The 24,279-nt window shown below is 60.9% G+C and carries 22 protein-coding genes and 1 pseudogene; 12 read left to right on the top strand and 11 right to left on the bottom strand.

Annotated features, from left to right (window positions below; genetic code table 11):
- Positions 1-87: 87 nt before the first annotated feature.
- The 4 genes from JFT81_RS19895 to JFT81_RS19880 all read right to left on the bottom strand — a co-directional run bounded on the left by JFT81_RS19895 (position 88) and on the right by JFT81_RS19880 (position 3,623).
- Positions 88-642: a tetratricopeptide repeat protein gene (locus JFT81_RS19895; RefSeq protein WP_003228518.1), complete on the bottom strand. Its 555-nt coding sequence runs from the start codon at positions 640-642 to the stop codon at positions 88-90.
- Between the two features lie 225 nt (positions 643-867).
- The gene (gene hemL, locus JFT81_RS19890) at positions 868-2,151 is read right to left on the bottom strand and encodes a glutamate-1-semialdehyde 2,1-aminomutase (RefSeq protein WP_201228623.1); all 1,284 of its coding nucleotides are present in this window, start codon (positions 2,149-2,151) and stop codon (positions 868-870) included.
- Positions 2,152-2,183: 32 nt separating this feature from the next.
- Positions 2,184-2,807, bottom strand: a complete 624-nt coding sequence (thiE, locus tag JFT81_RS19885; protein WP_201228622.1) for a thiamine phosphate synthase — start codon at positions 2,805-2,807, stop codon at positions 2,184-2,186.
- Between the two features lie 18 nt (positions 2,808-2,825).
- Positions 2,826-3,623, bottom strand: a complete 798-nt coding sequence (locus tag JFT81_RS19880) for a hydroxymethylpyrimidine/phosphomethylpyrimidine kinase (protein ID WP_016986138.1) — start codon at positions 3,621-3,623, stop codon at positions 2,826-2,828.
- Between the two features lie 360 nt (positions 3,624-3,983).
- Between JFT81_RS19880 and JFT81_RS19875 the strand changes: the two genes are divergently transcribed.
- From JFT81_RS19875 to JFT81_RS19860, 5 genes and pseudogenes are all read left to right on the top strand, one after another.
- Positions 3,984-6,341, top strand: coding sequence for a hybrid sensor histidine kinase/response regulator (locus JFT81_RS19875; RefSeq protein WP_201228621.1), 2,358 nt, complete (start codon positions 3,984-3,986; stop codon positions 6,339-6,341).
- A 93-nt stretch (positions 6,342-6,434) separates the two neighbouring features.
- Positions 6,435-8,084, top strand: coding sequence for an acyl-CoA dehydrogenase family protein (locus tag JFT81_RS19870; RefSeq protein ID WP_201228620.1), 1,650 nt, complete (start codon positions 6,435-6,437; stop codon positions 8,082-8,084).
- A 10-nt stretch (positions 8,085-8,094) separates the two neighbouring features.
- Positions 8,095-8,193 (top strand): annotated as a pseudogene (locus tag JFT81_RS29590) (metal ABC transporter ATP-binding protein); the annotation flags it as partial.
- Between the two features lie 74 nt (positions 8,194-8,267).
- Positions 8,268-9,767 carry an AMP nucleosidase gene (gene amn / locus JFT81_RS19865; RefSeq protein ID WP_201228619.1) on the top strand — a complete coding sequence of 500 codons (1,500 nt, stop codon included), beginning with the start codon at positions 8,268-8,270 and terminating at the stop codon, positions 9,765-9,767.
- A 72-nt stretch (positions 9,768-9,839) separates the two neighbouring features.
- Positions 9,840-10,475: a pseudouridine synthase gene (locus JFT81_RS19860; protein ID WP_242485635.1), complete on the top strand. Its 636-nt coding sequence runs from the start codon at positions 9,840-9,842 to the stop codon at positions 10,473-10,475.
- Here JFT81_RS19860 and JFT81_RS19855 read toward each other — a convergent pair.
- Both JFT81_RS19855 and JFT81_RS19850 read right to left on the bottom strand, forming a co-directional pair.
- Positions 10,470-10,679, bottom strand: coding sequence for a DUF2788 domain-containing protein (locus JFT81_RS19855; RefSeq protein WP_007909655.1), 210 nt, complete (start codon positions 10,677-10,679; stop codon positions 10,470-10,472). The genes JFT81_RS19860 and JFT81_RS19855 overlap by 6 nt on opposite strands.
- Before the next feature lie 282 nt (positions 10,680-10,961).
- A complete protein-coding gene (locus JFT81_RS19850) occupies positions 10,962-11,441 on the bottom strand; it encodes an Lrp/AsnC family transcriptional regulator (protein WP_042561225.1) in 480 nt (159 codons plus the stop codon).
- Positions 11,442-11,904: 463 nt separating this feature from the next.
- Here JFT81_RS19850 and JFT81_RS19845 point away from each other — a divergent pair, with 463 nt between their 5' ends.
- Positions 11,905-13,020 (top strand): DUF6515 family protein, encoded by a 1,116-nt coding sequence (locus JFT81_RS19845; RefSeq protein WP_201228618.1) that lies wholly within the window; start codon positions 11,905-11,907, stop codon positions 13,018-13,020.
- A 24-nt stretch (positions 13,021-13,044) separates the two neighbouring features.
- Here JFT81_RS19845 and JFT81_RS19840 read toward each other — a convergent pair whose 3' ends face one another.
- Together JFT81_RS19840 and JFT81_RS19835 are read right to left on the bottom strand one after the other, a co-directional pair.
- The gene (locus JFT81_RS19840) at positions 13,045-13,953 is read right to left on the bottom strand and encodes a cation diffusion facilitator family transporter (protein ID WP_201228617.1); all 909 of its coding nucleotides are present in this window, start codon (positions 13,951-13,953) and stop codon (positions 13,045-13,047) included.
- Between the two features lie 12 nt (positions 13,954-13,965).
- On the bottom strand, positions 13,966-14,385 hold the full coding sequence (locus JFT81_RS19835; protein WP_201228616.1) for a polyribonucleotide nucleotidyltransferase: 420 nt from the start codon (positions 14,383-14,385) through the stop codon (positions 13,966-13,968).
- Between the two features lie 109 nt (positions 14,386-14,494).
- Between JFT81_RS19835 and hrpB the strand changes: the two genes are divergently transcribed.
- The gene (hrpB, locus tag JFT81_RS19830; RefSeq protein WP_201228615.1) at positions 14,495-17,014 is read left to right on the top strand and encodes an ATP-dependent helicase HrpB; all 2,520 of its coding nucleotides are present in this window, start codon (positions 14,495-14,497) and stop codon (positions 17,012-17,014) included.
- 184 nt (positions 17,015-17,198) lie between these two features.
- Here hrpB and JFT81_RS19825 read toward each other — a convergent pair whose 3' ends face one another.
- Positions 17,199-18,278: an endonuclease/exonuclease/phosphatase family protein gene (locus tag JFT81_RS19825; RefSeq protein WP_201228614.1), complete on the bottom strand. Its 1,080-nt coding sequence runs from the start codon at positions 18,276-18,278 to the stop codon at positions 17,199-17,201.
- A gap of 75 nt (positions 18,279-18,353) precedes the next feature.
- Positions 18,354-19,028 (bottom strand): YciC family protein, encoded by a 675-nt coding sequence (locus JFT81_RS19820; RefSeq protein ID WP_201228613.1) that lies wholly within the window; start codon positions 19,026-19,028, stop codon positions 18,354-18,356.
- Positions 19,029-19,206: 178 nt separating this feature from the next.
- Between JFT81_RS19820 and JFT81_RS19815 the strand changes: the two genes are divergently transcribed.
- From JFT81_RS19815 to JFT81_RS19805, 3 genes are all read left to right on the top strand, one after another.
- Positions 19,207-19,950 (top strand): DUF2076 domain-containing protein, encoded by a 744-nt coding sequence (locus JFT81_RS19815; protein WP_201230594.1) that lies wholly within the window; start codon positions 19,207-19,209, stop codon positions 19,948-19,950.
- Between the two features lie 190 nt (positions 19,951-20,140).
- The gene (locus tag JFT81_RS19810) at positions 20,141-20,620 is read left to right on the top strand and encodes an NYN domain-containing protein (RefSeq protein ID WP_016986151.1); all 480 of its coding nucleotides are present in this window, start codon (positions 20,141-20,143) and stop codon (positions 20,618-20,620) included.
- Positions 20,621-20,661: 41 nt separating this feature from the next.
- Positions 20,662-21,267, top strand: a complete 606-nt coding sequence (locus tag JFT81_RS19805; RefSeq protein WP_201228612.1) for a 3'-5' exonuclease — start codon at positions 20,662-20,664, stop codon at positions 21,265-21,267.
- A 66-nt stretch (positions 21,268-21,333) separates the two neighbouring features.
- Here JFT81_RS19805 and JFT81_RS19800 read toward each other — a convergent pair whose 3' ends face one another.
- Positions 21,334-21,789 carry an Lrp/AsnC family transcriptional regulator gene (locus tag JFT81_RS19800; RefSeq protein ID WP_201228611.1) on the bottom strand — a complete coding sequence of 152 codons (456 nt, stop codon included), beginning with the start codon at positions 21,787-21,789 and terminating at the stop codon, positions 21,334-21,336.
- A 163-nt stretch (positions 21,790-21,952) separates the two neighbouring features.
- Here JFT81_RS19800 and yedA point away from each other — a divergent pair, with 163 nt between their 5' ends.
- Both yedA and JFT81_RS19790 read left to right on the top strand, forming a co-directional pair.
- Positions 21,953-22,888 (top strand): drug/metabolite exporter YedA, encoded by a 936-nt coding sequence (gene yedA / locus JFT81_RS19795; RefSeq protein ID WP_201228610.1) that lies wholly within the window; start codon positions 21,953-21,955, stop codon positions 22,886-22,888.
- Positions 22,889-22,940: 52 nt separating this feature from the next.
- A complete protein-coding gene (locus JFT81_RS19790) occupies positions 22,941-24,278 on the top strand; it encodes a DEAD/DEAH box helicase (RefSeq protein ID WP_201228609.1) in 1,338 nt (445 codons plus the stop codon).
- The last annotated feature ends 1 nt before the right edge of the window (position 24,279 follow it).

Genomic DNA, 24,279 nt, shown 5'->3' with positions numbered 1-24,279 from the left:
ATCTGACACACCTCATTGATTGGATTTGCGACTGCTACGCAGCCGGTCGGGGATAAATCCCCTCACCACAGTTAATCTCCACAGCCCTTAAGGCAATGGTGAAAACGGCGTGCGCCCGTCGGCGCTCTGCAATTCCATCAGGTATTTACGGAAAATTTGCCCGAGCACCTGCGTGGCAGTCTCAAGGTCTTCGCGAGACATTTTTTCGGAAACTTCGTCAGCCGTGTCCAGCGCATCTTCAGCGCCGTTGACTGCAGCCATCTTCAGCACGATGTACGCCTGAATGTTATTGGCTTGCACGCCTTCACCGTGGAAGAACATCGTGCCGAGTTTGAATTGCGCCTGAGCGTGGCCTTGCAACGAGGCTTTTTCGAAATAGCTCAGGGCTTGATTGAGGTCGCGTGGCGCGTTTTTGCCGTCGTAGTAGAACTCACCCAACTCGTATTGCGCTTGCGCATCCCCTTCGTCCGCCGCTTTTTGACACGCGGCCAAGGCCTGCGTGACATCTTGCGGCTGAGTATTGAGGGTGCAACGACCCATCGCCGGGATCAACAACGAGTTGCCGCCTGCTTGTGCATGCGCGAGCAGGGGCTGAAGGAGCAACAGGCAGCCCAAGGCAAGGGTGCGGCCGGTGCGGTTCATGGGAATCGACTTACCTCTGAAGGGCACGCGGACCCATCGAGGGATCCAATAAGCGCGCATTATGAAATAAGCAGGGCCAACCTTACAAAGTCTTTACTCGTTTTTCTGCTGCGCGGGGAATATATCGCCCACTTTATGGGAGATTCCTGGCAGGAGCGCTGGAAAAACAGTGCGGATGTAGGTGAAAGCTGACGCTGGCAATAGCCAACGTCAGCGGTACGGCGATTACTTCAGTGCAGCGAAGGCGCGCTCGGCAGCGTCCAGCGTCAGTTTCAGCTCGGCTTCGCCATGGGCGATCGAGGTGAAACCGGCTTCAAATGCGCTCGGTGCCAGGTACACACCGCCTTCCAGCATCAGGTGGAAGAAGCGACCGAACAGTGCCGCGTCGCTGGCCATGACGTCTTCAAAGGTGACGATGTCGTCGGCGCCGCTGAAGTACAGACCGAACATGCCGCCGGCCTGAGTGGTCACGAACGGAATGCCCGCAGCATCGGCGCGCTGTTGCAAACCGTCGAGCAGACGCGTGGTGTAATCGGTCAGTTCGGCGTGGAAACCGGGACGGCTGATCAAGCGCAGAGTGGTCAAGCCCGCCGCCATCGCCAGCGGGTTACCCGACAACGTGCCGGCCTGATACACCGGGCCCAGCGGCGCGATGCGCTGCATGATTTCACGCTTGCCACCGAAGCAACCGACCGGCATGCCGCCACCGATGATCTTGCCGAAGGTGGTCAGGTCAGGATTGACCCCGTAGTACGCCTGGGCGCCGCCGAGGGCAACGCGGAAACCGGTCATCACTTCGTCGAAAATCAACACCACGCCATGCTTGTCGCACAACGAACGCAGGCCTTCGAGGAAGCCTGGCGCCGGCGGTACGCAGTTCATGTTGCCAGCTACCGGTTCAACGATGATGCAGGCCACTTCCTGGCCGACTTCAGCGAGCATTTTTTCAACGGCGTCGATGTCGTTGAACGGCAGGGTCAGGGTGTGTTTGGCGAACGCTGCCGGTACACCGGCCGAGCTCGGTACGCCCTGGGTCAGCGCGCCGGAGCCGGCCTTGACCAGCAGGCTGTCGGAGTGGCCGTGGTAGCAGCCTTCGAACTTGATGATGCTGTCGCGGCCGGTGTAACCACGAGCCAGACGGATTGCGCTCATGGTCGCTTCGGTGCCGGAGCTGACCATGCGCACCATGTCCATCGATGGCACCAGCGAGCAGACCAGATCGGCCATCTCGGTTTCCATCGCGGTTGGCGCGCCGTACGACAAGCCGTGCTGCAGTTGATTGCGCACCGCGTCGAGCACGTCCGGATGGCTGTGGCCAAGGATCATCGGGCCCCACGAACCGACGTAATCGACATAACGCTTGTCGTCTTCGTCGGTGACGTAGGCGCCTTCAGCGTGTTTGAAGAACAGCGGTGTGCCGCCAACGCTCTTGAACGCGCGAACTGGCGAGTTCACGCCACCGGGAATGTGTTTTTGGGCGTCGGCAAACAGGGTTTCGGAACGAGACATGATCGGGCTCTCAATCTTTAGAAATTGGCTATTTATTTACGAAGCAGTTCATTGAACGCGCGGGCGCGGCGGGTCACTTCGGCGGTGCTTCCGGCGCCGAACAAACCGTGAACCACGGCCAGCAGGTCGACCCCGTGGGCCACCAGCGGCGCGGCGTTGTCGAGAGTGATGCCGCCAATCGCGCAGATCGGCAGGTGCAGTTTGCGCCGGGCTTCGTCGAGCAGATCAAGGCTGCAGGTCGGCGCGCCGGGCTTGGTGTTGGAGTTGAAGAAGCGGCCGAAGGCGACATAACTCGCGCCTTCTTTAGTCGCCTGCTCTGCCAGTTCAAGTTGCGCGTGGCAGGTCGAACCGATGATCGCTTTCGAGCCGAGCAGGGCGCGGGTCGGCGACAGCGGGCCGTCGGTCTGACCGAGGTGCACGCCGACGTTGAGGCGCGCGGCCAGTTCGGCGTCATCGTTGATGATCAACTGCGTCTTGTAGCGCTCGCACAGATCGCGCAGCGCTTCGGCCTCCCGCAGACGGCGGGCTTCGTCGTTGCTCTTGTCGCGGTATTGCAGCAGGGTGACGCCGCCTTCCAGCGCCGCCTCCACGTAAGACAGAAACTTGCCGGCCAGCAGCTCGCTGTCGGTGATGGCATACAGGCCACGTAGTTTCATCAGGCAGACCTCACGACGTTACGAGCAAAAATCCAGCGGCAGGCGACGCGGGACGAACTGGCCTTTGCCCAGCTGTTCGGCATCGCGCAGGGTGCGCCAGGTGTAATCCAGGGCACTGCGCACGGCGCTGGCCAAGTGTTCGCCCTGGGCCAGTCGACCGGCGAGGGCGCTGGCCAGAGTGCAGCCGGAGCCGTGATAGCTGCCCGGCAGACGTTGGCAGACAAAGGTTTCACGCAGGCCATCGCGGCTGTACACGCGGTTGTGGATTTCAGTTTCGTCGCCATGGCCGCCGGTGATCAGCAGGTTTTTGACGAACGGCAGAAGTTTTTCAGCGCACTCGTCCGCGGTACCTTCGGGCAGTTCGGCAAGGATGCGGGCTTCAGGGAGGTTAGGCGTGGCAATAATCGACAGTGGCAGCAGACGCTCGCGCATCGCATAGCCGACTTCGTCCTTGCCCAGGCGTCCGCCGCCACCGGCGCGCAGCACCGGGTCGCAGACCACTGGCAAATGCGGGTGCGCCGAAAGCAGTTCGACAACGGTGTCGACCATTTCCAGCGAGCCGAGCATGCCCAGTTTGACTGCAGCGACTTCGGAGTCGTTAAGCACGGCATTGGCCTGAGCCAACACCCACTCACGGTCGAGGACGCGGAAATCAGTAACGTTGACGGTGTCTTGCACGGTCAGGGCGGTGACGGCCGGAGCCGCATGGCAACCCTGCGCGAGCAGGGCTTCGATATCTGCCTGCAAGCCGGCGCCACCACTTGGGTCGTGGCCGGAGAGACAGAGGACAACGGGGCGGGAGCTGTAGATATTCATGGTGCGCGAGCTTACCACCAAAGCTGATTTTCGGGGGTAGGTGACAGAGCAAGATCAAAAGATCGTCCGAACGCGGCCCGAGCCTTCGGCAGCTCCTACAGTGAACGTATTCCAATGTAGGAGCTGCCGAAGGCTGCGATCTTTTGATCTTCCTGACCAATCTAACAGCTCTAGCCCGCTGCTTTGCTCTGAAACGCCCGTTCTAGAGCCTTTACTGCAAAGATTTCGATGGTGCTCAATGGCCATCAACGGCTATGCTAGTCTGGATCCAAACCAATAACAGGTAATACCGGTTTTACGTCTACTCAAAAGGAATGGGGGGCTTCCTGACACAACCGGACGAGCCACGCTGGGGCTTCAATGCGCTATTTGCTGATGTTGCTGTTCTGCTTGCCCCTCCTGGCGAGCGCCGTCGAATTCGACGAAACCACCCAGAGCCTCCCACTGGGCCGGTCTCTGCAAGTGTTCGAAGACCCAAGCGGTCAGGCGAGCATTGCCGATGTCCGTGCGCAGGCCGCTGCCGGCAATTTCAAAGCCCACGATAAAGCCACGCTCAATGCCGGGTATTCGCGTTCGGCGTTCTGGCTGAAGATCGACCTGCATTACCGCCCGAACAATCCCGCGGCCCAGCGCACCTGGCTGCTGGAGTTGGCGTATCCACCGCTCGATCATCTTGATTTGTACTTGGCCGATGCCAGTGGCGACTATCACCTGATCCGTCAGACCGGCGACGCGTTGCCGTTCGCCAGCCGCGAGATTCGCCAGAACAATTACCTGTTCGACCTGGCCTTCGAGCCCGATCAACGACAAACCGTGTACCTGCGACTAGCCAGCGAAGGTTCGATCCAGGCGCCGGTCACCTTGTGGTCGAGCACTGCTTACCTCGAAGATCAACCGGTGCGCCTATATGTACTGGGCATCATCTATGGCGTGTTGTTGGGGATGCTGGTTTACAACCTCTTCATCTACCTCAGCGTACGCGACACCAGCTACCTCTATTACATCTTTTACATCGCCTCATTCGGCTTCTATCAACTGTCGGTAAATGGCGCGGCGGCCGAGTATTTCTGGCCGAACAATCCGTGGTGGACCAACGCCTCCACGCCATTCTTCATCGGTTGCGCCGGTTTGTTCGGCAGCCAGTTCGCGCGCAGTTTCCTCCAGACCAAAACCCACAGCCGCGGGCTCGACCGCTTGCTGATCGGCTTGATTGCCTTTGGCGCGCTGGTCATCGGCCTGTCACTGATGACCAGTTACGCCCTGGCCCTGCGTTTGGCGACGACGTTGGCGCTGACCTTCACCGTGGTGATCTTCGCGGCCGGGATTATCGCCTGGTGGCGTGGCCTGCGTGTGGCGCGCTACTTCATCATCGCCTGGTCGGCGTTTTTGCTTGGCGGCGTCATCAATACGCTGATGGTGCTGGGCCTGCTGCCGAACGTATTCTTGACCATGTACGCCAGCCAGATCGGTTCGGCCATTGAAGTGGCATTGCTCTCGCTGGCGCTGGCTGACCGCATCAACGCCATGCGCGAACAACAGGCGCAGACGCTTTACGACGCCGGGCAAAAACTCGAAGTGCTCAACCAGCAACTGGCGCACAGCAACAAGCTCAAGGACGAATTCCTTGCGACCCTGACCCACGAACTGCGCACGCCGATGAACGGTGTGATCGGTTCGCTGGAATTGATGCAGACCGTCGAGTTGGACTCGGAGCTGGAGCAATATCACCAGACTGCCGCCGGTTCGGCGCGGGACATGATGCGCATGGTCAACGGCATCCTTACCCTCACCGAATTGCAGGCCGGCAAGCTCAAGGCTGCGCCGGGCAGTTTCAGCCTGCGCACGGTGGTCGAGGCGCTACGTGCGCAGTTCGACGGCAATGCGTCGAGCAAGTCGCTGGACTTCAAGGTCGAGGTGCTGCCAACCCTGCCGGATCGTCTGTACGGTGACAGCGCCAAGCTTGCGCAATGCCTGGAATGCCTGCTCGACAACGCGATCAAGTTCACCCGCGTAGGTGGCCTGGCGCTGCGGGTGACCGGCAAACCGTCGACGGGCAATCGCCTGGCGCTGTCGTTTGCGGTGATCGATACCGGCATCGGTTTCACCGATCTGGGCGAGGCGACGATGTATCAACGCTTCTTCCAGCTCGACGGCTCGATGACGCGCGAGTACGGCGGCCTGGGCGTTGGTCTGGCGATCTGCCGACAGTTGGTGGAGTTGCTCGGCGGCAAGCTGACTCACCGTTCCGAGCCGGGTCGCGGCAGCCGCTTCCAGCTGGATGTCGAACTCGAATTGCCGGAGGTCGAACCCGCGCCGATGACCGCGCCTTTGCGTGAATGCGTGCGCGCGCCGCAGGACTGCACGGTGTTGCTGGTGGATGACAACAGCGTCAACCTACTGGTGATGCGCGGCATGTTGCTCAAACTCGGTTTCCGTGTGCGTAGCGCCGACAACGGCGCGGCGGCGCTCGAATGTCTGCAACGCGAAACGGTCGACGCGGTGCTCATCGATTGCCAGTTGCCGAGCCATGAAAGCGCGTCGTTGTGCTGCCAGATCCAGGCGCTGCCCGGTTGCGCCAACCTGCCGGTGTTCATGCTGGCGTTGAACGTTGACCGAGAACTTTGCGCCACGGGTGCCGCGATTGATTACCTGAACAAACCGGTGAAATTCGAAGATTTGCAGTCAGCCCTTGAGCGCCGGGTGCTGTGCTGCGCATAGGGTAAATGCGCCGCGAATTCGGCAGGTATGACACTTTGATCGGTCTGAGGGCAGTGCTTAACTGACTTTCTGGCCGACAGAGGAGCCCGTGTCATGAACCTGCATCAGTTCGCCGAAACCCACGAAGTCACCAACCAGCCACCGTCGCTGGACGGCACCAACCTGTATCGCATCGACCTGCCTTTGCAGGAATGGTCGCGCTGGTTCGGTGCCGGTTGGGCCGAGTCGCGGATCGATGCGTACGGTGCGCTCGCCGGCGGGCCACTGATGGCCGCCGGGTTCCTCGCCAATCAGAACAAACCGGTATTCACCAGCCATGACCGCTATGGCCATCGTATCGATCTGGTGGAATTTCATCCGGCCTATCACGAACTGATGCGCACGGCGATTGAACACGGCCTGACTTCGCTGCCATGGACACATCCCCAGGATGGCGCCCACGTCGCCCGCGCCTCGATGAGCTATCTGCACAGTCAGGCCGAGGCTGGCAGCGGTTGTCCGTTGACCATGACCTTTGCCAGCGTGCCGGCCCTGCGTTTGCAGCCGAACCTGGCCGAGCAGTGGCTGCCGAAAGTCCTCGCCAGCGAATACGACCCGCGTAACGTCGGCATGGCGCACAAGGCCGGTGTGACTATCGGCATGGCCATGACCGAAAAACAGGGCGGTACCGACGTCCGAGCCAACACCACCAAAGCGTATCCGGTGGGCGCCAGTGGCCCGGGCGAGGCTTATGAATTGGTGGGTCACAAGTGGTTCTGCTCGGCGCCAATGTGCGATGCGTTCCTGACGCTGGCGCAGACCGACAAGGGCCTGACCTGCTTCCTGCTGCCGCGTCATCGCCCGGATGACACGCGCAATCAGTTCTACATCCAGCGTCTGAAAAACAAACTCGGCAACCAGTCCAATGCTTCCAGCGAAGTGGAGTTCCGTGGCGCGCTGGCATGGATGGTCGGTGAAGAGGGCCGCGGCGTGCCGACCATCATCGAGATGGTGGCGATGACCCGGTTCGATTGCATGGTCGGCTCCAGCGCACTGATGCGTCAGGCACTGACCCAGGCCAGCCATCACTGCGCGCACCGCAAAGTCGGCGGCAAAGTGCTCAGCGAACAGCCGTTGATGCAAAACGTGCTGGCCGATCTGGCGCTGGAAAGCGAAGCGGCACTGGCCCTGAGCTTGCGCATGGGCAAAGCGCTGGATCATCTGGATGATCGCCACGAAGCGCAGTTTGCGCGGCTGGTGACGGCGGTGGGCAAATACTGGATCTGCAAACGTGCGCCGGGGATGATCAACGAAGCGGCCGAATGCATGGGCGGCGCGGGGTATGTGGAGGACAGCATCCTGCCGCGCCTCTACCGCGAGGCCCCGGTGAACTCGACGTGGGAGGGCTCGGGCAACGTGCAGTGTCTGGATGTGCTGCGCGCGCTGTCGAAAGAACCGGGTGTGCTCGATGTGTTGTTCAGTGAGTTGGGCGATGGTCATGGCGACAAACGTCTGGCTGCGCATATCCAGCAGTTGCAGGCGCAGTTCAAGGATACGAGCGACATTCAGTACCGGGCGCGGCAACTGACCGAAGACATCGCGCTCGGTTTGCAGGCCAAGCTCCTGTTGGAGGCCGGCAACTCAGCCGTCAGCGACGCCTTCATTGCCAGCCGCCTGAGCGGCGGTGGCCGCGTCTACGGCGCGCTACCGCGAGGCCTCGACGTCGAGTCCCTCGTCGCCCGCGCAACCCCACAAGGCTTCTAACCCACCACAAATCCCCCCTGTGGGAGCGAGCCTGCTCGCGAAAGCGGTGTATCAGTCGACATCTTTATTGAATGACCCACTGCATTCGCGAGCAGGCTCGCTCCCACAGGGGATCTTCATTGATTTAAAGATTTAGGTACCGCCACAACGCCACTGTTCCCGTGACGCCACGATGCAGGCAAGATGAAGCTCTGCAAGTCAGAACACAGGAAGCTGATCGTGACCGAAGCGTTTATTGTCGTTGAAACCGCCGAACAAGCCGTGGATCGTCTGGCCGAGCTGCATGAGCGTGCCACCACTGCGCTGAACTCGGCGCTCAAGCGTTACCTCAAGGATCGCGTCGAGCCTGACGCCGAACAGCGTGCGCTGTTCCGTTATCCCGAACTGCGTCTGACCTATCTTTGCCAGGGCGAAGTCCCGCAGACCACCCGCGCTTACGCCAAGGTGCAATTGCCGGGCACTTACAGCGTCACCGTCACCCACCCGGCGGCGTTTCGCAAATACCTGCTCGAACAACTGGTGCCATTGATGCACGACTTCACCGTGACGGTGGAAGTCGGCGTCAGCCAGCAAAACATTCCGTATCCGTACGTGGTCGAGCAGGGCGATGAACTGGCCGGCTCCGGGGTCACCGCTGCGGTGCTGGCGCGCGTGTTCCCGAGTACTGACCTGTCTGCTGCCACCGATGGCATCGCCGATGGCCTCTACGATTGGGAAAACACCGATCCGCTGCCGCTGGCGCTGTTCGACGCCGCGCGCGTGGATTTCTCGCTGCGTCGCCTGGTGCACTACACCGGCAGCGACTGGCGCCATGTGCAGCCGTGGATTCTGCTGACCAACTATCACCGCTACGTCGACCAATTTATCGTCCATGGTCTGGAGCAATTGCGCAGCGATCCGCGTTTCGTGCGCATGGTCTTGCCGGGCAATGTGATCATCGAAAAGAGCATGGATCACGGCGAAGCGTCGGCGATTGCTGCCGGTGTGGTCTGGCACCGTTATCAGATGCCGGCCTATCACCTGATCGCCAGCGACGGCCACGGTGTGACGCTGGTCAACATCGGCGTCGGCCCGTCCAACGCGAAAAACATCACCGACCATTTGGCGGTGCTGCGTCCGCATTGCTGGCTGATGATTGGTCATTGCGGCGGCCTGCGTCAGTCGCAGACCATCGGCGACTACGTGTTGGCGCATGCCTACATGCGTCGCGACGGCATTCTCGACCGCGTGGTGCCGCCGAATATCCCGATCCCGGCGTTGGCCGAAGTGCAGATGGCCCTGCAACAAGCGGCTGCCAACATCACTGGCGAGAAGGGCGACGACCTGAAAAAACGCCTGCGCACCGGCACCGTGCTGACCTACGACGACCGTAACTGGGAACTGCGTTGGGCGCAGGAGCGACCGTTGATCAACCTGTCCCGCGCAGTGGCCGTGGACATGGAAAGCGGCACCATTGCCGCGCAGGGTTATCGCCTGCGGGTACCGTACGGCACGTTGCTGTGCGTTTCCGACAAACCGCTGCACAGCGAAATCAAACTGCCGGGGTCGGCCAACGCGTTCTACGAGCGCGCAGTCAGCCAGCACTTGAAAATCGGCATCGAAGCGGTGGATCTGCTGCGCACCGAACTCAACTCGCTGCACTCGCGCAAACTGCGTAGCTTCGACGAGCCGCCGTTCCGTTAACGGTTAGTCGTGGTCATTTGGCGGTCGGGGCACTAGCATTAGCAGCCCTGACCGTTAGATGTTCTTTTCGCCATGTCCCGTCCCCCGCGTCCACCTTCCCGCCGCCCCGGCGCGAAGCCTCAGCCTTCCTCCCCGCGTCGTGTTGCCAAGGCACCACCGGCCGAGCCGAAGCTGATCCTGTTCAACAAGCCCTTCGATGTGCTGACGCAATTCAGCGACGAAGGAGGGCGGGCGACGCTCAAGGATTACATCGATGTGCCCGGCATCTATCCGGCTGGCCGCCTTGATCGCGACAGCGAAGGTTTGTTGTTGCTGACCAACGACGGTCAGTTGCAGGCGCGTATCGCTGATCCGAAACACAAACTGGCGAAGACCTATTGGGTGCAGGTCGAGGGCGTGCCGACGGACGAGCAGTTGCAGCGGCTGCGTGACGGCGTCGAGCTGAATGACGGCATGACCCTGCCGGCCGAAGCACGACAACTGGATGAACCCGAGTTGTGGCCGCGCAATCCGCCGGTGCGCTTTCGCATGACGGTGCCGACTTCTTGGCTGGAGTTGGTGATTCGTGAAGGGCGCAACCGCCAGGTGCGGCGCATGACGGCGGCGGTCGGCTTGCCGACCTTGCGACTTGTACGGGTGAGGATTGGCGACTGGACGATCGAAGGACTCGATCAGGGCCAGTGGAAAGAAGTGCCGGCGCGCTTATAGAGCGCCGGATTCGATCAGGCCGATCACCACGCTCTTGATGATGAACGCGGCCACGCCCAGGCCCAGCACGAAGAACAGAATGAACGAGCCAAAGCGCCCGGCCTTGGACTTCTTCGCCAGATCCCAGACGATGAAACCCATGAAAATGATCAGGATGCTGACCAGGCCGGTCATCATCCATTCTTCTAATAGTGCTGGATCCATTGGGTTTCTCCGACGCGCGCGGGGCTAAAAGGGCGCGGCGAGTATACGCCAAGGTGTGTGGGGGTGGCATTGATCTGGGTCTGATCCGGAGCTGTTGCCCTCACCCTAGCCCTCTCCCAGAGTGAGAGGGGAGCGAACCGGGGATGCTGATGAACTCCGCCGACCTGTTTTAGCGGTTGTGAATCCATAATCGACTCGATCTTTCAGGTCAACGTATAGCGGCAGACCCTGCAGTCGGCTCCCTCTCATTCCGGGAGAGGGCTGGGGTGAGGGGGCTTTTGATCAGCTGCGAAGATGAGTCAGCGGCAGTTCGGTGCTGTTGAGCACCTGATTGAGCACAAAACTCGAGCGCACGCTGGTCACGCCATCGATGCGCGTAAGGTGGCCAAGCAGCAGCTTCTGATAGTGATCCATGTCCGGCACCACCACTTTCAACTGATAGTCAGCGTCGACGCCAGTCACCAGACTGCACTCCAACACCTGCGGCAATGTGCGAATCGCCGCTTCGAAATTCTCGAAACGCTCCGGCGTGTGCCGATCCATGCCGATCAGCACGTACGCGGTCAGGCTCAGACCGAGCATTTTGCGATCCAGCAAAGCCACTTGGCGCGAGATATAGCCGTCGTCTTCCAATTGCTTGACCCGGCGCGAGCACGGCGATGGCGACAGACCGATGCGCTCGGCCAGTTCCTGGTTGGAGATGCGGGCGTCGCGCTGCAATTCCGCCAAAATGCTCAGGTCGTAACGGTCGAGTTTGCTCATCAATCTGTCCTTGGTTGTAACTATTGCGGCGGATTATCTATCCAGGGTTAAAAATTGCGCAAGTGGTGTTTATTTCAGCAATCTTCGCAATCATCTGTCGCGGCCTCGGGCCTATTCTTATCACCAGAATCACTGCTCGGTAACACAGTCCACGCGGCCCGCCCTATCCGGCCCGCCGCGGCCGCCACCCCCACCGGGGTTGTGCCGGCCCCCGAGCTGCACACTGTCCACAAGACGGCGTGAGGTGAGCCGACGTCAAAAGCGTCGAGCCAGGACGAAGTTCTCTAAGGGGAGGCCGACGGGTCTCCCCTTTTTCTTGTCGGCGATTTTTGTGCCTCGACAGCACGCAGTCCTCAATAAATAAGTTGCGTGACTGATAACCTGTTGCAGAACCGGAAGTGCACATCCCCGGTCTTAGTTACAGGCCCCTTAATGACAGGTCTTAGCCGCAGTGAGGAAGAGCATGAAGTCGCGCATCTGGCGTCTGGCCGGTGTTGGTTTGCTGTGTGTGAGTGTCAGTGCGCAAGCGCTGGCCGATGACCCCGAGAGCCGCAGCCCCAACGGTGGGCAGCATGGCCCGCAGCATCAGGGCAACAATAATCAGGAGCATGGCGGCAGTAATCAGCCGCGCCCGCAAAACAATGTGCCGCAAAATCAGCCGCACCCGCAGAACAATCCACAGCAAAACCAGCCGCGTCCGCAAAATCAGCCGCCGCAGAATCAACCGCGTCCGCAGAACAACGAGATCATTCGTGGCGACAACAGCCGCCAGTTCGAGCACAACGGCCAGCCGCACAATAACAATGGTCAGTGGCAAAACCACGACCAGAACCGGCCTGCCTACAACCCCAATCCGGTGCGCCAACCGCCACCGCCGGCCAACAGCCTGCCGATTCAGCCGCGCCCCGATGCCGTGCGCCAGACCCAGGAACCGCGTCAGGGTTACTACCGCGACGAGCGTCCGCAAAACGGCTACAACAACCAGCATTGGCAGACCAACAATCGCCCCAACGACAATCACTGGCCGGGGCGCCCGGACGGGCATGGCAACGGTTGGGGCCCCGGCCCGCAATACCGACCGGGGCATGTGATTGATCGCTTCCCGGATCGTGAATACCGCGTGCCGTATCGCGGTCAGGATTACTTCTATTCCGGCGGCTACTGGTATCGCCCGCAGGGGCCGCGCTACATCGTCGTGCAGCCACCTCGGGGGATCCGCACTCAGTACCTGCCGGACTACGCCCGTGAGGTGTGGATCGGTGGCTCGCTGCTGTTCCTCGCCGCCGGTTCCTATTACGCCTATCAGGAAGCGACGCAGGATTACGTGGTGGTCGAGCCGCCAGTGCAGCAACAACCGCAACCGCAATCCCCGGGTTATGACGTCGAGGCGTATCCAGCCAACGGTCAGTCGCCGGAGCAAGTGCAGCAGGACGGTTACCAGTGCTATCAGTACGCGGTGCAGCAAAGCGGCTTCGACCCGCGCACCGCGACCTATCAACCGGCGCCCGAAGTGGTTCAGGCGTATCGCCAGGCGCAGGGCAATTGCCTGAGCAGTCGCGGTTATCAAGTCCAGTACTAGCAGCGGCGAGCTGCAAGCTTCGAGCTACAGGATTGAAGCTTGAGGCTCGCGGCTTGTAGCTGCTTTTATCGGGTCGGCGTGCACCAGCACTTCGGCCCGTGGGTAGGCTTTGTGGATGGCATCGGCGGCCTGGTCGCTGATGCCATGCGCCACTGACAGGGTCAATTCTCCCGGCAACTCCAGGTGCAACTGCACGAACCAGTGGTTGCCGGAAATCCGCGTGCGCAAGTCATGCGCGCCCAACACCCCCGGTACACTGCACGCCAGTTCGAGCATGTGCTGACTGACATCGGTCGGCAGTTCTTCATCCATCAACACCGAAAAACTTTCCCGGGCGATCTGCACCGCGCTCCACAGAATGTAGGCAGCAATCCCCAGACCGAACCACGCATCAAGCTGATGAAAGCCGAGCCCGGCCAAAATCAGCGCAATCAGAATGCTGCCGTTGAGCAACATGTCCGAGCGATAGTGCAGCGAATCCGCGCGCACCGCGTTGGAGCCGGTCTGCTTGATCACCCGATGCTGCAACACCAGCAGCGCCGCTGTCAGCAGCAGCGAAAACACGATCACCCCGATGCTCAGCCACGGCGCGCCAAGCGGTTGTGGATCGTGCAGTCGCTCGTAAGCCTGAAACGCGATCAACACCGCACTGCCGCCAATGAACAGCGCCTGCGCCATGCCCGCGAGGGACTCGGCTTTGCCGTGACCGTAACGGTGATCGTCATCGGCCGGGCGCAGCGCGTAATGCACCGCCAGCAGATTGAGCATCGAGGTAATGCCATCGAGCGCCGAGTCGGTAAGGCCGGCGAGCATGCTTACCGAACCGCTCAGCCACCAGGCGATGGCTTTGGCGACGATCAGCGTGCAGGCCACCGCCACCGAGGCGCGGGTCGCCAGCCGTAACAGGCGGGCATGTTCGGGGCTGGTTGTCATCAAGCTTCCTTTTTAGGCGGCGGGTTGCAGGCCGAACATCGCCAGTTGTTGAGTGCTGCCTTTGTGTTGAATCAGGCGCGGATCGTCGAGAGGGAAGTCTCTTCCGAGCTCGCTTTCGAGAATAGCCTGCAACTTGTGATTATCGACCTGACCGTCAGGGCCGATGGCATGCTTGAGCTTGGCCGGGTCGATCTGTGCGGTGTGACCGGGTTCGAAATAGATCGCGCCAGTGGCGAAGTCGACGGCAAACGCGATCAAGCCGGGAATGATGTAGAAGAGCAGGCCCACGGCATCCAGCACGGCAATCGCCGGGTCGACCTTGCCATCAATCTGGCCGCGCCGATCCGGGTAGAAAATCGAACCGCACGCGGTGATTTGGGTGAGCAGAGTAGCGACCAGCACACCGCCGATCAGGCGAAAAGGTAAACGCATGGGAAATCTCCTCAGTCATTTGAAAACGAAGCGTCGTCATTTGGAATTAAGACCCTGACGAACGCCCGGCAGTTCGCCGTTATACTCGGCCCTCTGTTTTGGAGCCAGCATGAATTCTTTGCCGATCGACGACGTTTTACCCGCCCTGCGTGAAGCCTTGGCGACACGCCACGAAGCCGTGCTCGAAGCACCGCCCGGTGCTGGTAAAACCACCCGCGTGCCGCTGGCCCTGCTCAATGAGGCATGGCTGGGCGGGCAAACCATTCTGATGCTCGAACCGCGTCGCCTGGCTGCGCGTGCGGCGGCGGAGCGCTTGGCCAGCGAGTTGGGCGAGAAGGTCGGCGAAACCGTCGGTTATCGCATTCGTCTCGACAGCAAGGTCGGCCCCAAGACGCGCATCGAAGTGGTCACCGAAGGCATTCTCACCCGCCGTTTGCAGGATGACCCGGCGCTCGAAGGCGTGGGTTTGCTGATCTTCGACGAATTCCACGAGCGCAGCCTCGACGCTGATCTGGCGTTGGCCTTAAGTCTGAACGGTCGTGAGCTGTTTCGAGCTGAACAGCCGCTGAAGATCTTGCTGATGTCGGCCACGCTCGAAGGTGAGCGTTTGGCCGGGTTGCTGGATGACGCGCCGATCCTGCGCAGCGAAGGACGCATGTACCCGGTGACGATGCGCTGGGGCCGTCCGTTCCAGCCTGGCGAATACATTGATCAACGTGTTACGCAGACCGTACTTGAAGCCCTTAATGATGAAACCGGCAGTGTGTTGGTCTTTCTGCCGGGGCAGGCGGAAATTCGTCGTGTGCATCAGCAATTAGCCGACGCGATAGGTGAGCGCAGTGACGTGTTGCTCTGCCCGCTGCACGGTGAACTCGACCTCAATGCCCAACGCGCGGCAATCGATCCGGCACCGGCCGGCCAGCGCAAAGTGGTGCTGGCGACTAACATCGCCGAGACCAGTCTGACCATCAACGGCGTGCGCGTGGTGATCGATGCCGGGCTGGCGCGGGTGCCGCGTTTCGATCCGGGCAGCGGCATGACCCGGCTCGACACGCAGCGGATTTCCAAGGCCAGCGCCACCCAGCGTGCGGGCCGCGCCGGGCGTCTGGAACCGGGCGTTTGTTATCGCTTGTGGTCGCAGGATCAGCACGAGCAACTCGCCGCTTATGGCAGTGCGGAAATTCTCTCGGCGGATCTTGCCAGCCTTGCGCTGCAATTGGCGCGCTGGGGCGTGACCCCGGGCGAATTGGTCTGGCTGGATGTGCCGCCAGCAGCGGCTTATGCACAGGCGCAGGATTTGTTGCAGCGACTGGGTGCGCTGGAAAGCGAGGCGCTGACCACTCACGGCCAGGCCATGGCTGAGTTGCCGGCGCATCCACGGATCGGCCATCTACTCCTGCGTGGTCAGGCGTTGGGGCTGGCCGACATGGCGTGCGACGTTGCCGCGTTGCTCGGCGAGCGCGATATCTTGCGCGGCGCCGGGGCCGATCTGCACAGTCGATTGGTCCTGCTTTCTGGCGAAGAACGTGCGGCCCGTGGTGCACAGGGCGGTGTGCAGCGCGCTAAGCAGCTGGCGCGGCAGTATCGCGGTTATCTGCGCGGCAAGGCGAGCGAACCGGTCAGCAATCCCGATCATCCGCGCTGGTTGGGTGCGCTGCTGGCGCTGGCGTATCCCGATCGCGTCGCGCAACAGCGGCGAGCCGGTGGCGCCGAATATCGCCTGGCCAACGGTCGCGCCGCGCTGTTCGCCGAAGCCGACAGCCTGATGAAAGAGCCGTGGATCGTCATCGCCGATCTCGGCAGCCGTCAGGGCCAGCGTGAAGAGCGGATTTACCTCGCAGCGGATTTCGATCCGGCGCTGTTCGATTCCGTGCTCGCCGAGCAAGTGCGCAACGTCGATCAACTCGACTGGGACGAGCGCGAAGGCGTGCTGCGCGCCGAACGTCAGCGCAAGGTCGGCGAGCTGATTATCAGCCGTGAACCGTTGACCGGTCTCGATGAAAACGCGCGCAGTCAGGCATTGGTCAATCTCGTGCGGCGCAAGGGGCTGGAGCTGCTGCCGTGGACGCCGGAACTGCGTCAGTGGCAGGCGCGAGTTGCGTTGTTGCGACAGCTCGATCTGGATTCGCAGGACGCAAGCCAATGGCCGGATGTCAGCGATGCGACGTTGCTGAGCACCCTCGAGCATTGGTTAATGCCTTACCTGGGCAAGGTCTCGCGACTCAGCCATTTCGGCAATCTGGATCTGTCGAGCATCGTGCGTAATCTGCTGCCGTGGCCGTTACCGCAAAAGCTCGATGAACTGGCGCCGCATCATTTGAGCGTGCCGTCGGGGTCGTCGATTCGCCTGGATTACAGCGAGCATCCGCCGATTCTGGCGGTGCGGTTGCAGGAACTGTTCGGGTTGGCGGACACGCCACGGATTGCCGGTGGGCGGCAGGTGGTCAAACTTCATCTGTTGTCGCCAGCGCGGCGGCCGGTGCAGGTGACGCAGGACTTGGCGAACTTCTGGCGCAGCACCTATGCCGAGGTGAAGAAGGATTTGAAAGGGCGGTATCCGAAGCACTACTGGCCGGACGATCCGTTGGTGGCCGAGGCGACCGCGCGGGCTAAACCGCGCGGCACCTGAGGAGCGCAACCAACAAAAGAAGATCGCGCAGTGCCTTATTGAAGATGGACGGATCCTTCATGGCAAGTGCACCAGCGTAGGTCTGTCCCCGGTTACATTCTGCCTGGGTTCCAAGCGTTCTTTGCGCTCAGTCGTTCGCACAATGATTTGTGTTGTACCGGAGATCCGGCCCTCAGAATTTGATCTATGGGGTGGCGGGCAGGAGGAAACGCGCGATCACCGGCAGGTGATCGGAGATGCGCAGCGTGTCGTCCTGGCGCACCATCGCTTCGATACGTTTGATTTTCGGGCTGTAGAACAGATAGTCGACCGTGCGATCCGGGCCGTTCAGGCCGGGGTCGTTGGGGTAGTGGGTCAGCCACTGCGCGCGGTCGATGCCGCTGGCCTCGTTGTTGGTCGGGATCATCGGGTATTTGTCCCACAGCAGGTGCAGTTCGCTGTCGGCCGAGTAGGGCGTGCGCTGTTCGGCGGGCAAACGCCGATATTGGCCGAGCGGCAGCAGGTTGAAGTCGCCACCGATCAGCCAGGGCAGGCCTTGGCTTTCATACTTGTCGAGCACTTTGGCCACGGCACTCACTTGCGTTTGCAAAGTGTTGTCCGGTTGCCGGGCACGCTCCAGATGGGTGTTGAATACGGTCAGTTGCCCACCATCGCTGAGTGGCAGTTTGGTCGCGAGCAGGGCGTCTTTCGGTTGAAACTGACGGCTGATGAAGTTGCTCGAGGCCACCGGCAGTTGCAGGCGTTCGGCGTGTTCGATGCGATAGCGGCTCAGCGTCGCCAATTGCCGCCCAACGCTGCCGAAGATATGCGGATCCGGGACAAAGTCAGCTTTCCAGTCAAATGCATGGGCGCTGCACGGATACAAATCGGCGACGCGTTCCTGCAACAGCTTGAGCTGGTCTTGATAGTCGCTGGCCTTGGCGCCGTCATCCAGTTCCTGCAACAGCACCACATCGGGCTGCTCATCGCGAATCACCCGCGCCACTTCGTCGAGGCTGAAGGCCATGTCTTCCGGCGTGGGCGCTTCGTCATCACCCTGTGCCAGGTCATTCCAGAACACATATCGCTTGCCGGCCAGATACTGCACGTTCCAGGTCATGACTTTCAGCGCTTGCCCGGGCACCAGCGTCGGCGGCTTGCCGGTGCAACTGACCGGCAGGGTTTCGCGGGCGTCGGGGCGCCAGGTCAGGCTGAACATCAGCACGCCGATCAGGACGACGGCGAGCACAAAAAGCAGCAGGGTGTAGCGCAGTAGACGGGTCATGGCTCGGCTTATAGCGTTACAGAAAGTGGCCCCGAGCATACCTGAGGGCGGTCGCGATGCCCAAGCGCCGTGCTGTCAGACCGCTCCGTCACGTTTGTCAGGCAATTCGCTGATCAGCATGAACAGCCGGAACAACACCACGCTGGTTAACAGTTGCAGGAAACTGTGAGCGCTTTCGATCAGCACGGCGATCGCCGGGTTTTGCGGCTCCGGATACACCGTTAGTGTCGCGCCCTTGAGCAACCACAGGGGTGTCATCACGCAGAGAATGCACAGCAGGATTCGCCAGAAATGCCCGCGAGTCAGGCGCAGGCTTTCTTTCATTGCCTGCAACGGCCCCATGCCGCGCAGCACCAGCAGGTATTCGCCGAACGCGAGCATGACCATCAAGATCAGCCCCGGCAGGAAATACAGCGACAGGCCCAACAGGATCAGCAGGGTGTTAAGCGCTGTCAGCAGGGCGAAACGCGGCCACAGGCGCGCAGACATCGCCAGCAGATCGAGTGTGCGCGGCGCTTCGCCACGGGTGCGGGCGTCGAGAAACAGGATCAGTGCGGCGGTGTACAACGGGTAAACCAGCAGGCCGACGACCACGCTGACCGAGGAAAAGCTCTCCGGGTCGCTGTTGTGATCGACCACTTGCTGCAGAAACGCTTCGAAAATCACCAGCGGCAGGCACAGCTGCACGATGCTGCCCAAATGGCGTTTGAAAAAATACAGAGAGTCGCGCAGTACTTCGAGGGCATTCATCAGTCGGTATCGCAGGTCGAAAACAGTGGCTCACTTTAACCGATGATGCGCGAGGCGACACGAACGTAAACATTCGGTAAAGGTCATTGAAACGTTTTGTCACTGTCTCCATTACAGGAGAGCACCTTGTCCAATGTGGACGAGGGCAATGTTATCCCCGGCAATCTACGAGGTCGCCATGAACAGCGAAGAGCAAACCCTGATCGATGGACTGTTTTCCCGGCTGCAACAGGCCGAAACGGAGGCAGCCCCGCGCGATGCCCAAGCTGAAACGCGGATCAAGGAACACCTGACGCGCCAACCGGCCGCAGGTTATTTCATGACCCAAGCGATTCTGGTGCAAGAGGCTGCGCTCAAGAGCCTCGATGAGCAGAACAAGCAACTGACCCAGCAAATTCAGCAATTGCAGGCGGAACTGCAATCGGCCAAAGCACAAAGTGCCGCGCCTGCGCCGAGCGGCGGCGGGTTTTTGTCGAGCATCTTTGGTGGCGGCAGCTCGCGCCCAGCGCCAACCCAAAGCGCTCCAGCCTCGACCGGCGGCTGGCGCGAGCCGGCGCCGCAGCAGAACTTCAACGCGCCTGCGCCCCAGCAGAACTTCGGCGCGCCGCCGCCTAACTACGCGCAGCAAAGCGCTCCGGCGGCGGGCAGCAGCTTCCTCGGTGGCGCGCTGAAAACTGCGGCCGGTGTGGCCGGTGGCGTGATGCTGGCGCAAGGCATCAGCAGCCTGTTCCATCACAACCAGCAACCGCAGGAAATCGTTGAGGTGATCAAGGAAGAGCCGGCACAGGTGGCCGACCAGAGCAGCAGTGGCTGGGGCGATGATCAGCGCATGGCCGGCAACGATCAGGGCGGCTTCACCGACACTGATTACAGCAGCGACGACAACTCATCATTCTTCGATGACGACGACTCCTTCGTCTGACACCTGCATTCATCAGGTTTGACACTAAACCTGTGGTGAGGGGATAAATCCCTTCACCACTCGTCAGCAGCACCTGCGCGCCTGCCGGTGATTATTCGCTGAACCTTCCTCTTGGCTGGCATACTGAGCGCCTTTTTCGGGCCCCGCGCCTGATCCCGCTTCTTGCGCTCGCGCGCTCACAGGAACTCCGGTGAAAAAAATCGCAGTGTTCGCCGATGTGCAGAACCTCTACTACACCGTGCGTCAGGCCTATGGTTGCCACTTCAACTATGCCGCGCTGTGGGCGGATATCAGCAAGGACGGGCAGATTGTCGAGGCCTACGCCTACGCGATCGACCGTGGCGACAGCAAGCAGCAGCAGTTCCAGCAGATCCTGCGCAACCTCGGTTTTACCGTGAAACTCAAGCCCTACATCCAGCGCAGCGACGGCTCGGCCAAGGGCGACTGGGACGTGGGCATCACCCTCGACATCATGGACGCCGCCGACCATGTCGACGAAGTCGTCCTCGCTTCCGGTGACGGCGATTTCGACATGCTGCTCGAACGCATCATCAGCAAACACGGGGTGCAGGCAGTCGCCTATGGCGTGCCCGGCCTGACCGCGAACTCGCTGATTCGTGCCGCCAGCCGCTACGTGCCGATCGAAGGCGCGCTGCTTCTGAAGAATTAAGCTGCACCCGAGAAATTGAATTGGACGGAGTACATCCCGGTTTGGAACGCATTGCAGTCATCGACTTTGAAACCACCGGCCTCTCGCCGAACAGCAGCTGTCGCGCTACGGAAATCGCCGTGGTCATGCTGGAAAACGGCCGTATCGTCGAGCGTTACCAGAGCCTGATGAACGCTGGCGTGCGCGTCCCTGCGTTCATCGAGCAACTGACCGGTATCAGCAACGCCATGCTGCGCACCGCCCCGCCGGCGGAGCAGGTGATGAACGAGGTCAACGAATTCGTCGGCTGCACGCCACTGGTCGCGCACAACGCTTCGTTCGACCAGAAGTTCTGGGATTTCGAGCTGGGGCGGATCAAGCGCACGCGCTTGCAGAACTTTGCCTGTTCGCTGCTGCTGGCGCGTCGATTGATGCCGGCCGCACCGAATCACAAGCTCGGCACGCTCACCATTTTTGCGCGCCTGCCGCACACTGGCCAGGCTCACCGGGCCATGGCCGATGCCGAGATGGCGGCCAACCTGATGGCGCATCTGGCCGCAGAGTTGCGCGACAAGCATGGCGTGTGCGAGCTATCGCATGACCTGCTGTGCAAACTGCAGAAAGTCCCCGCCGCCAAAGTCAGCGAACACCTGCTGCGCTACCGCTGATCCCGCGCCCCACACAAAACCCCTGTGGGAGCAAGCAGGCTTGCTCCCACAGGGGCATGTTCGTCCTCAGGATTTGCCGTTGTTTTCGATGTGGTCGAGCGGCACGCGTTTTTCGATGGCGCTGGACAGCACAATCGACGTCTTGCTGAAGCCGAATTTCGCCACGCGATTGATCAACTCCTCAAGCTCGGGCATCGAGCCCACCGCGCCCTTCATGATCACGCACGGATCGCCTGTTACTCGAAAACACTCGGTCAGCTGCGGAATTTTCACCAACTCGTCATACACCTTCTGACTGCCGTTCTGGTGCAGGCGCAACTCGATCACGCATTGGATCGGCAGACCGATTTTCGACAGGTCGATTTTCGCCTCATACCCGGTAATCACCCCGGATGCCTCAAGCTTGGCCACCCGTTCGGCGACGGCCGGCGCGGACAGGTTCACTTTGCGCGCCAGATCGGCGTAGGACGCGCGGCCGTTTTCGAGCAGGGCGCTGACCAGCATGCGGTCGTATTTATCCAAGGGAAACTTCCTGAAAATGCCAGACTTTCGAAATCGCGGTTTATTCCATCGATCTCCGTGATTTCCAAAGTGTACCGGCGTGATAAACAGGTTTTGTAGCTTATTTTTGCTCCCTGGCCTTTCTAGAATAATCCATTCACTGACGCTGACATTTGAGCTGCCCATGCCTGCCTTGCGCCGTTTTTCCTTACCGTTGATTGCTGCGTTTTTCGCGCTGTATGTGATTTGGGGATCGACCTACCTGGTGATTCGCCTCGGCGTCGAGTACTGGCCGCCGCTGATGCTTGGCGGGGTGCGCTTCGTCATCGCGGGCAGCCTGATGTACGCCTTCCTGCGCTGGCGCGGGGCGCCGGCGCCGACCTGGGCGCAGTGGAAAGCGGCGGGGATCATCGGGATTTTGCTGCTGAGTTTCGGCAATGGCGCTGTAAGTATCGCCGAGCATACCGGCGTGGCTTCGGGTGTGGCGGCGTTGGCGGTGGCGACAGTGCCGTTGTTCACCTTGCTGTTTGGTTATTTCTGGGGCGCGCGTAACACTCGTCTGGAGTGGGCCGGTGTCGGCTTGGGGATTATCGGCATTGCCATGCTCAACATGGGCTCCAACCTGCAGTCGAGCCCGATGGGCGCGGCGTTGCTGATTTTCGCGGCGGCGACCTGGGCGTTCGGTTCTGTCTGGAGCAAGCACTTGCCGTTGCCGCAGGGCGCGATGGCCAGTGCTGTGGAAATGCTGGTTGGCGGCGTGGTGCTGCTGATCGGCAGTGCCGTGAGCGGCGAACACTTGCAAGCGCTGCCGCCCATCGAAGGCTGGCTGGCGCTGGCGTACCTGATCTTTTTCGGCTCGATCATCGCCTTCAACTCTTATATGTACCTGCTCAAGCACGTACGTCCGGCCGCGGCGACCAGTTATGCCTACGTCAACCCGGCGGTGGCGGTGTTGCTCGGGATCGTGTTCGTTGGCGAGACCATCGGGATCGAAGAAGCGCTGGCGATGCTGGTGATCATCAGCGCCGTGGTGCTTATTGGCTTGCCGCAGTGGCGCCGGCCAGCACAGCCGCCAGTCGTGGCGCCGACAGCCGTTCCCACAGAAACGCGTACGAATTAGGGTAAACTGCGCGGCATTGCATGCCTGCGTTATTTTTTCCTACGGTACTTCCATGACTTTCGCCACCCTTGGCCTGATCGAACCCTTGCTGCGCTCCCTTGAGAAGCTCGGCTACCAGACCCCGACGCCGGTTCAGGCGCAAGCCATTCCGGCCGTGCTGGCCGGTCGTGACCTGATGGCAGCGGCCCAGACCGGCACTGGCAAAACCGCCGGTTTCGCCTTGCCGCTGTTGCAGTTACTGGCGATGGAAGGCCCAAAAGTTACCGCGAATTCGGCGCGTGCGCTGATTCTGGTGCCGACTCGCGAGCTGGCCGAGCAGGTTCATGAGTCTGTGCGCCAGTACGCCGAAAACCTGCCGCTGCGCACTTATGCGGTTTACGGTGGTGTCAGCATCAACCCGCAGATGATGAAGCTGCGCGGCGGCGTCGATGTGCTGGTCGCTACGCCCGGTCGCTTGATTGACCTGTTCCGCCAGAACGCGCTGAAACTCGATCAGTTGCAAACTCTGGTGCTGGATGAAGCCGATCGTATGCTCGACCTGGGCTTCTCCGAAGAACTGGCGAACATCTACCGCATGCTGCCGAAAAAGCGCCAGACCCTGCTGTTCTCCGCGACCTTCTCCGATGACATCCGCTTGTTGGCCGGGCAGATGCTCAACGATCCATTGAGCATCGAAGTCAGCCCACGCAACGTCGCCGCCAACACCGTCAAACAGTGGGTGGTAACGGTAGACAAGAAGCGCAAGGCCGAACTGTTCGTGCACCTGATGCGCAAGAACAAGTGGAAGCAGGTGCTGGTGTTCGCCAAGACCCGCAACGGCGTCGATGCGCTGGTGGAAAAACTCCAAGGCCTGGGCGTCAACGCCGACGGTATCCATGGCGACAAACCGCAGGCCACTCGTCAGCGCGCGCTGGATCGTTTCAAGTTGAGTGAAGTGCAGATTCTGGTCGCCACCGACGTGGCTGCGCGTGGTCTGGATATCGAAGATTTGCCACTGGTGGTCAATTTCGATCTGCCGATCGTCGCGGAGGATTACATCCACCGCATCGGCCGTACTGGCCGTGCAGGTGCGACCGGTGAGGCGATCTCGCTGGTGTGTGCCGATGAAGTGAACATGTTGTCGGCGATTGAAATGCTGACGCGCCAGACCTTGAAGCGCCAGAACGAACCGGACTTCGAGCCCGAGCATCGCGTGCCGGACACCGATGCCAGTGGTCAGGTGATCAAGAAGCCGAAGAAACCGAAGAAGCCGAAAACTTCGGGTGGGGGCGGCAAGCGTAACCTGGGCAAGTGGGTCGACAGCGGCGAGACCCAGGCGCCAGAGCCTTCGATCAAGCCAGTGCGCAAGGTGCCGGTGTTCAACACTGGACCGCGTAAGCGTAAGCCGTAAA

It is taken from the genome of Pseudomonas sp. TH43 (assembly GCF_016650635.1).
Lineage (GTDB): Bacteria > Pseudomonadota > Gammaproteobacteria > Pseudomonadales > Pseudomonadaceae > Aquipseudomonas.
This window is presented reverse-complemented; position numbering and strand designations above follow the sequence as displayed.

What these genes read in the sequence shown, in the direction of transcription:
- JFT81_RS19860 (WP_242485635.1), top strand. Translation starts at nt 9,840, where the DNA reads ATGTCCCGTCCCCCGCGTCCACCTTCCCGCCGCCCCGGCGCGAAGCCT.
- JFT81_RS19825 (WP_201228614.1), bottom strand. Translation starts at nt 18,278, where the DNA reads ATGACCCGTCTACTGCGCTACACCCTGCTGCTTTTTGTGCTCGCCGTC.
- hrpB (WP_201228615.1), top strand. Translation starts at nt 14,495, where the DNA reads ATGAATTCTTTGCCGATCGACGACGTTTTACCCGCCCTGCGTGAAGCC.
- hemL (WP_201228623.1), bottom strand. Translation starts at nt 2,151, where the DNA reads ATGTCTCGTTCCGAAACCCTGTTTGCCGACGCCCAAAAACACATTCCC.
- JFT81_RS19840 (WP_201228617.1), bottom strand. Translation starts at nt 13,953, where the DNA reads ATGACAACCAGCCCCGAACATGCCCGCCTGTTACGGCTGGCGACCCGC.
- JFT81_RS19895 (WP_003228518.1), bottom strand. Translation starts at nt 642, where the DNA reads ATGAACCGCACCGGCCGCACCCTTGCCTTGGGCTGCCTGTTGCTCCTT.
- JFT81_RS19815 (WP_201230594.1), top strand. Translation starts at nt 19,207, where the DNA reads ATGAACAGCGAAGAGCAAACCCTGATCGATGGACTGTTTTCCCGGCTG.
- JFT81_RS19870 (WP_201228620.1), top strand. Translation starts at nt 6,435, where the DNA reads ATGAACCTGCATCAGTTCGCCGAAACCCACGAAGTCACCAACCAGCCA.
- JFT81_RS19835 (WP_201228616.1), bottom strand. Translation starts at nt 14,385, where the DNA reads ATGCGTTTACCTTTTCGCCTGATCGGCGGTGTGCTGGTCGCTACTCTG.
- JFT81_RS19875 (WP_201228621.1), top strand. Translation starts at nt 3,984, where the DNA reads ATGCGCTATTTGCTGATGTTGCTGTTCTGCTTGCCCCTCCTGGCGAGC.
- JFT81_RS19880 (WP_016986138.1), bottom strand. Translation starts at nt 3,623, where the DNA reads ATGAATATCTACAGCTCCCGCCCCGTTGTCCTCTGTCTCTCCGGCCAC.
- JFT81_RS19855 (WP_007909655.1), bottom strand. Translation starts at nt 10,679, where the DNA reads ATGGATCCAGCACTATTAGAAGAATGGATGATGACCGGCCTGGTCAGC.
- amn (WP_201228619.1), top strand. Translation starts at nt 8,268, where the DNA reads ATGAAGCTCTGCAAGTCAGAACACAGGAAGCTGATCGTGACCGAAGCG.
- yedA (WP_201228610.1), top strand. Translation starts at nt 21,953, where the DNA reads ATGCCTGCCTTGCGCCGTTTTTCCTTACCGTTGATTGCTGCGTTTTTC.
- thiE (WP_201228622.1), bottom strand. Translation starts at nt 2,807, where the DNA reads ATGAAACTACGTGGCCTGTATGCCATCACCGACAGCGAGCTGCTGGCC.
- JFT81_RS19790 (WP_201228609.1), top strand. Translation starts at nt 22,941, where the DNA reads ATGACTTTCGCCACCCTTGGCCTGATCGAACCCTTGCTGCGCTCCCTT.
- JFT81_RS19845 (WP_201228618.1), top strand. Translation starts at nt 11,905, where the DNA reads ATGAAGTCGCGCATCTGGCGTCTGGCCGGTGTTGGTTTGCTGTGTGTG.
- JFT81_RS19820 (WP_201228613.1), bottom strand. Translation starts at nt 19,028, where the DNA reads ATGAATGCCCTCGAAGTACTGCGCGACTCTCTGTATTTTTTCAAACGC.
- JFT81_RS19850 (WP_042561225.1), bottom strand. Translation starts at nt 11,441, where the DNA reads ATGAGCAAACTCGACCGTTACGACCTGAGCATTTTGGCGGAATTGCAG.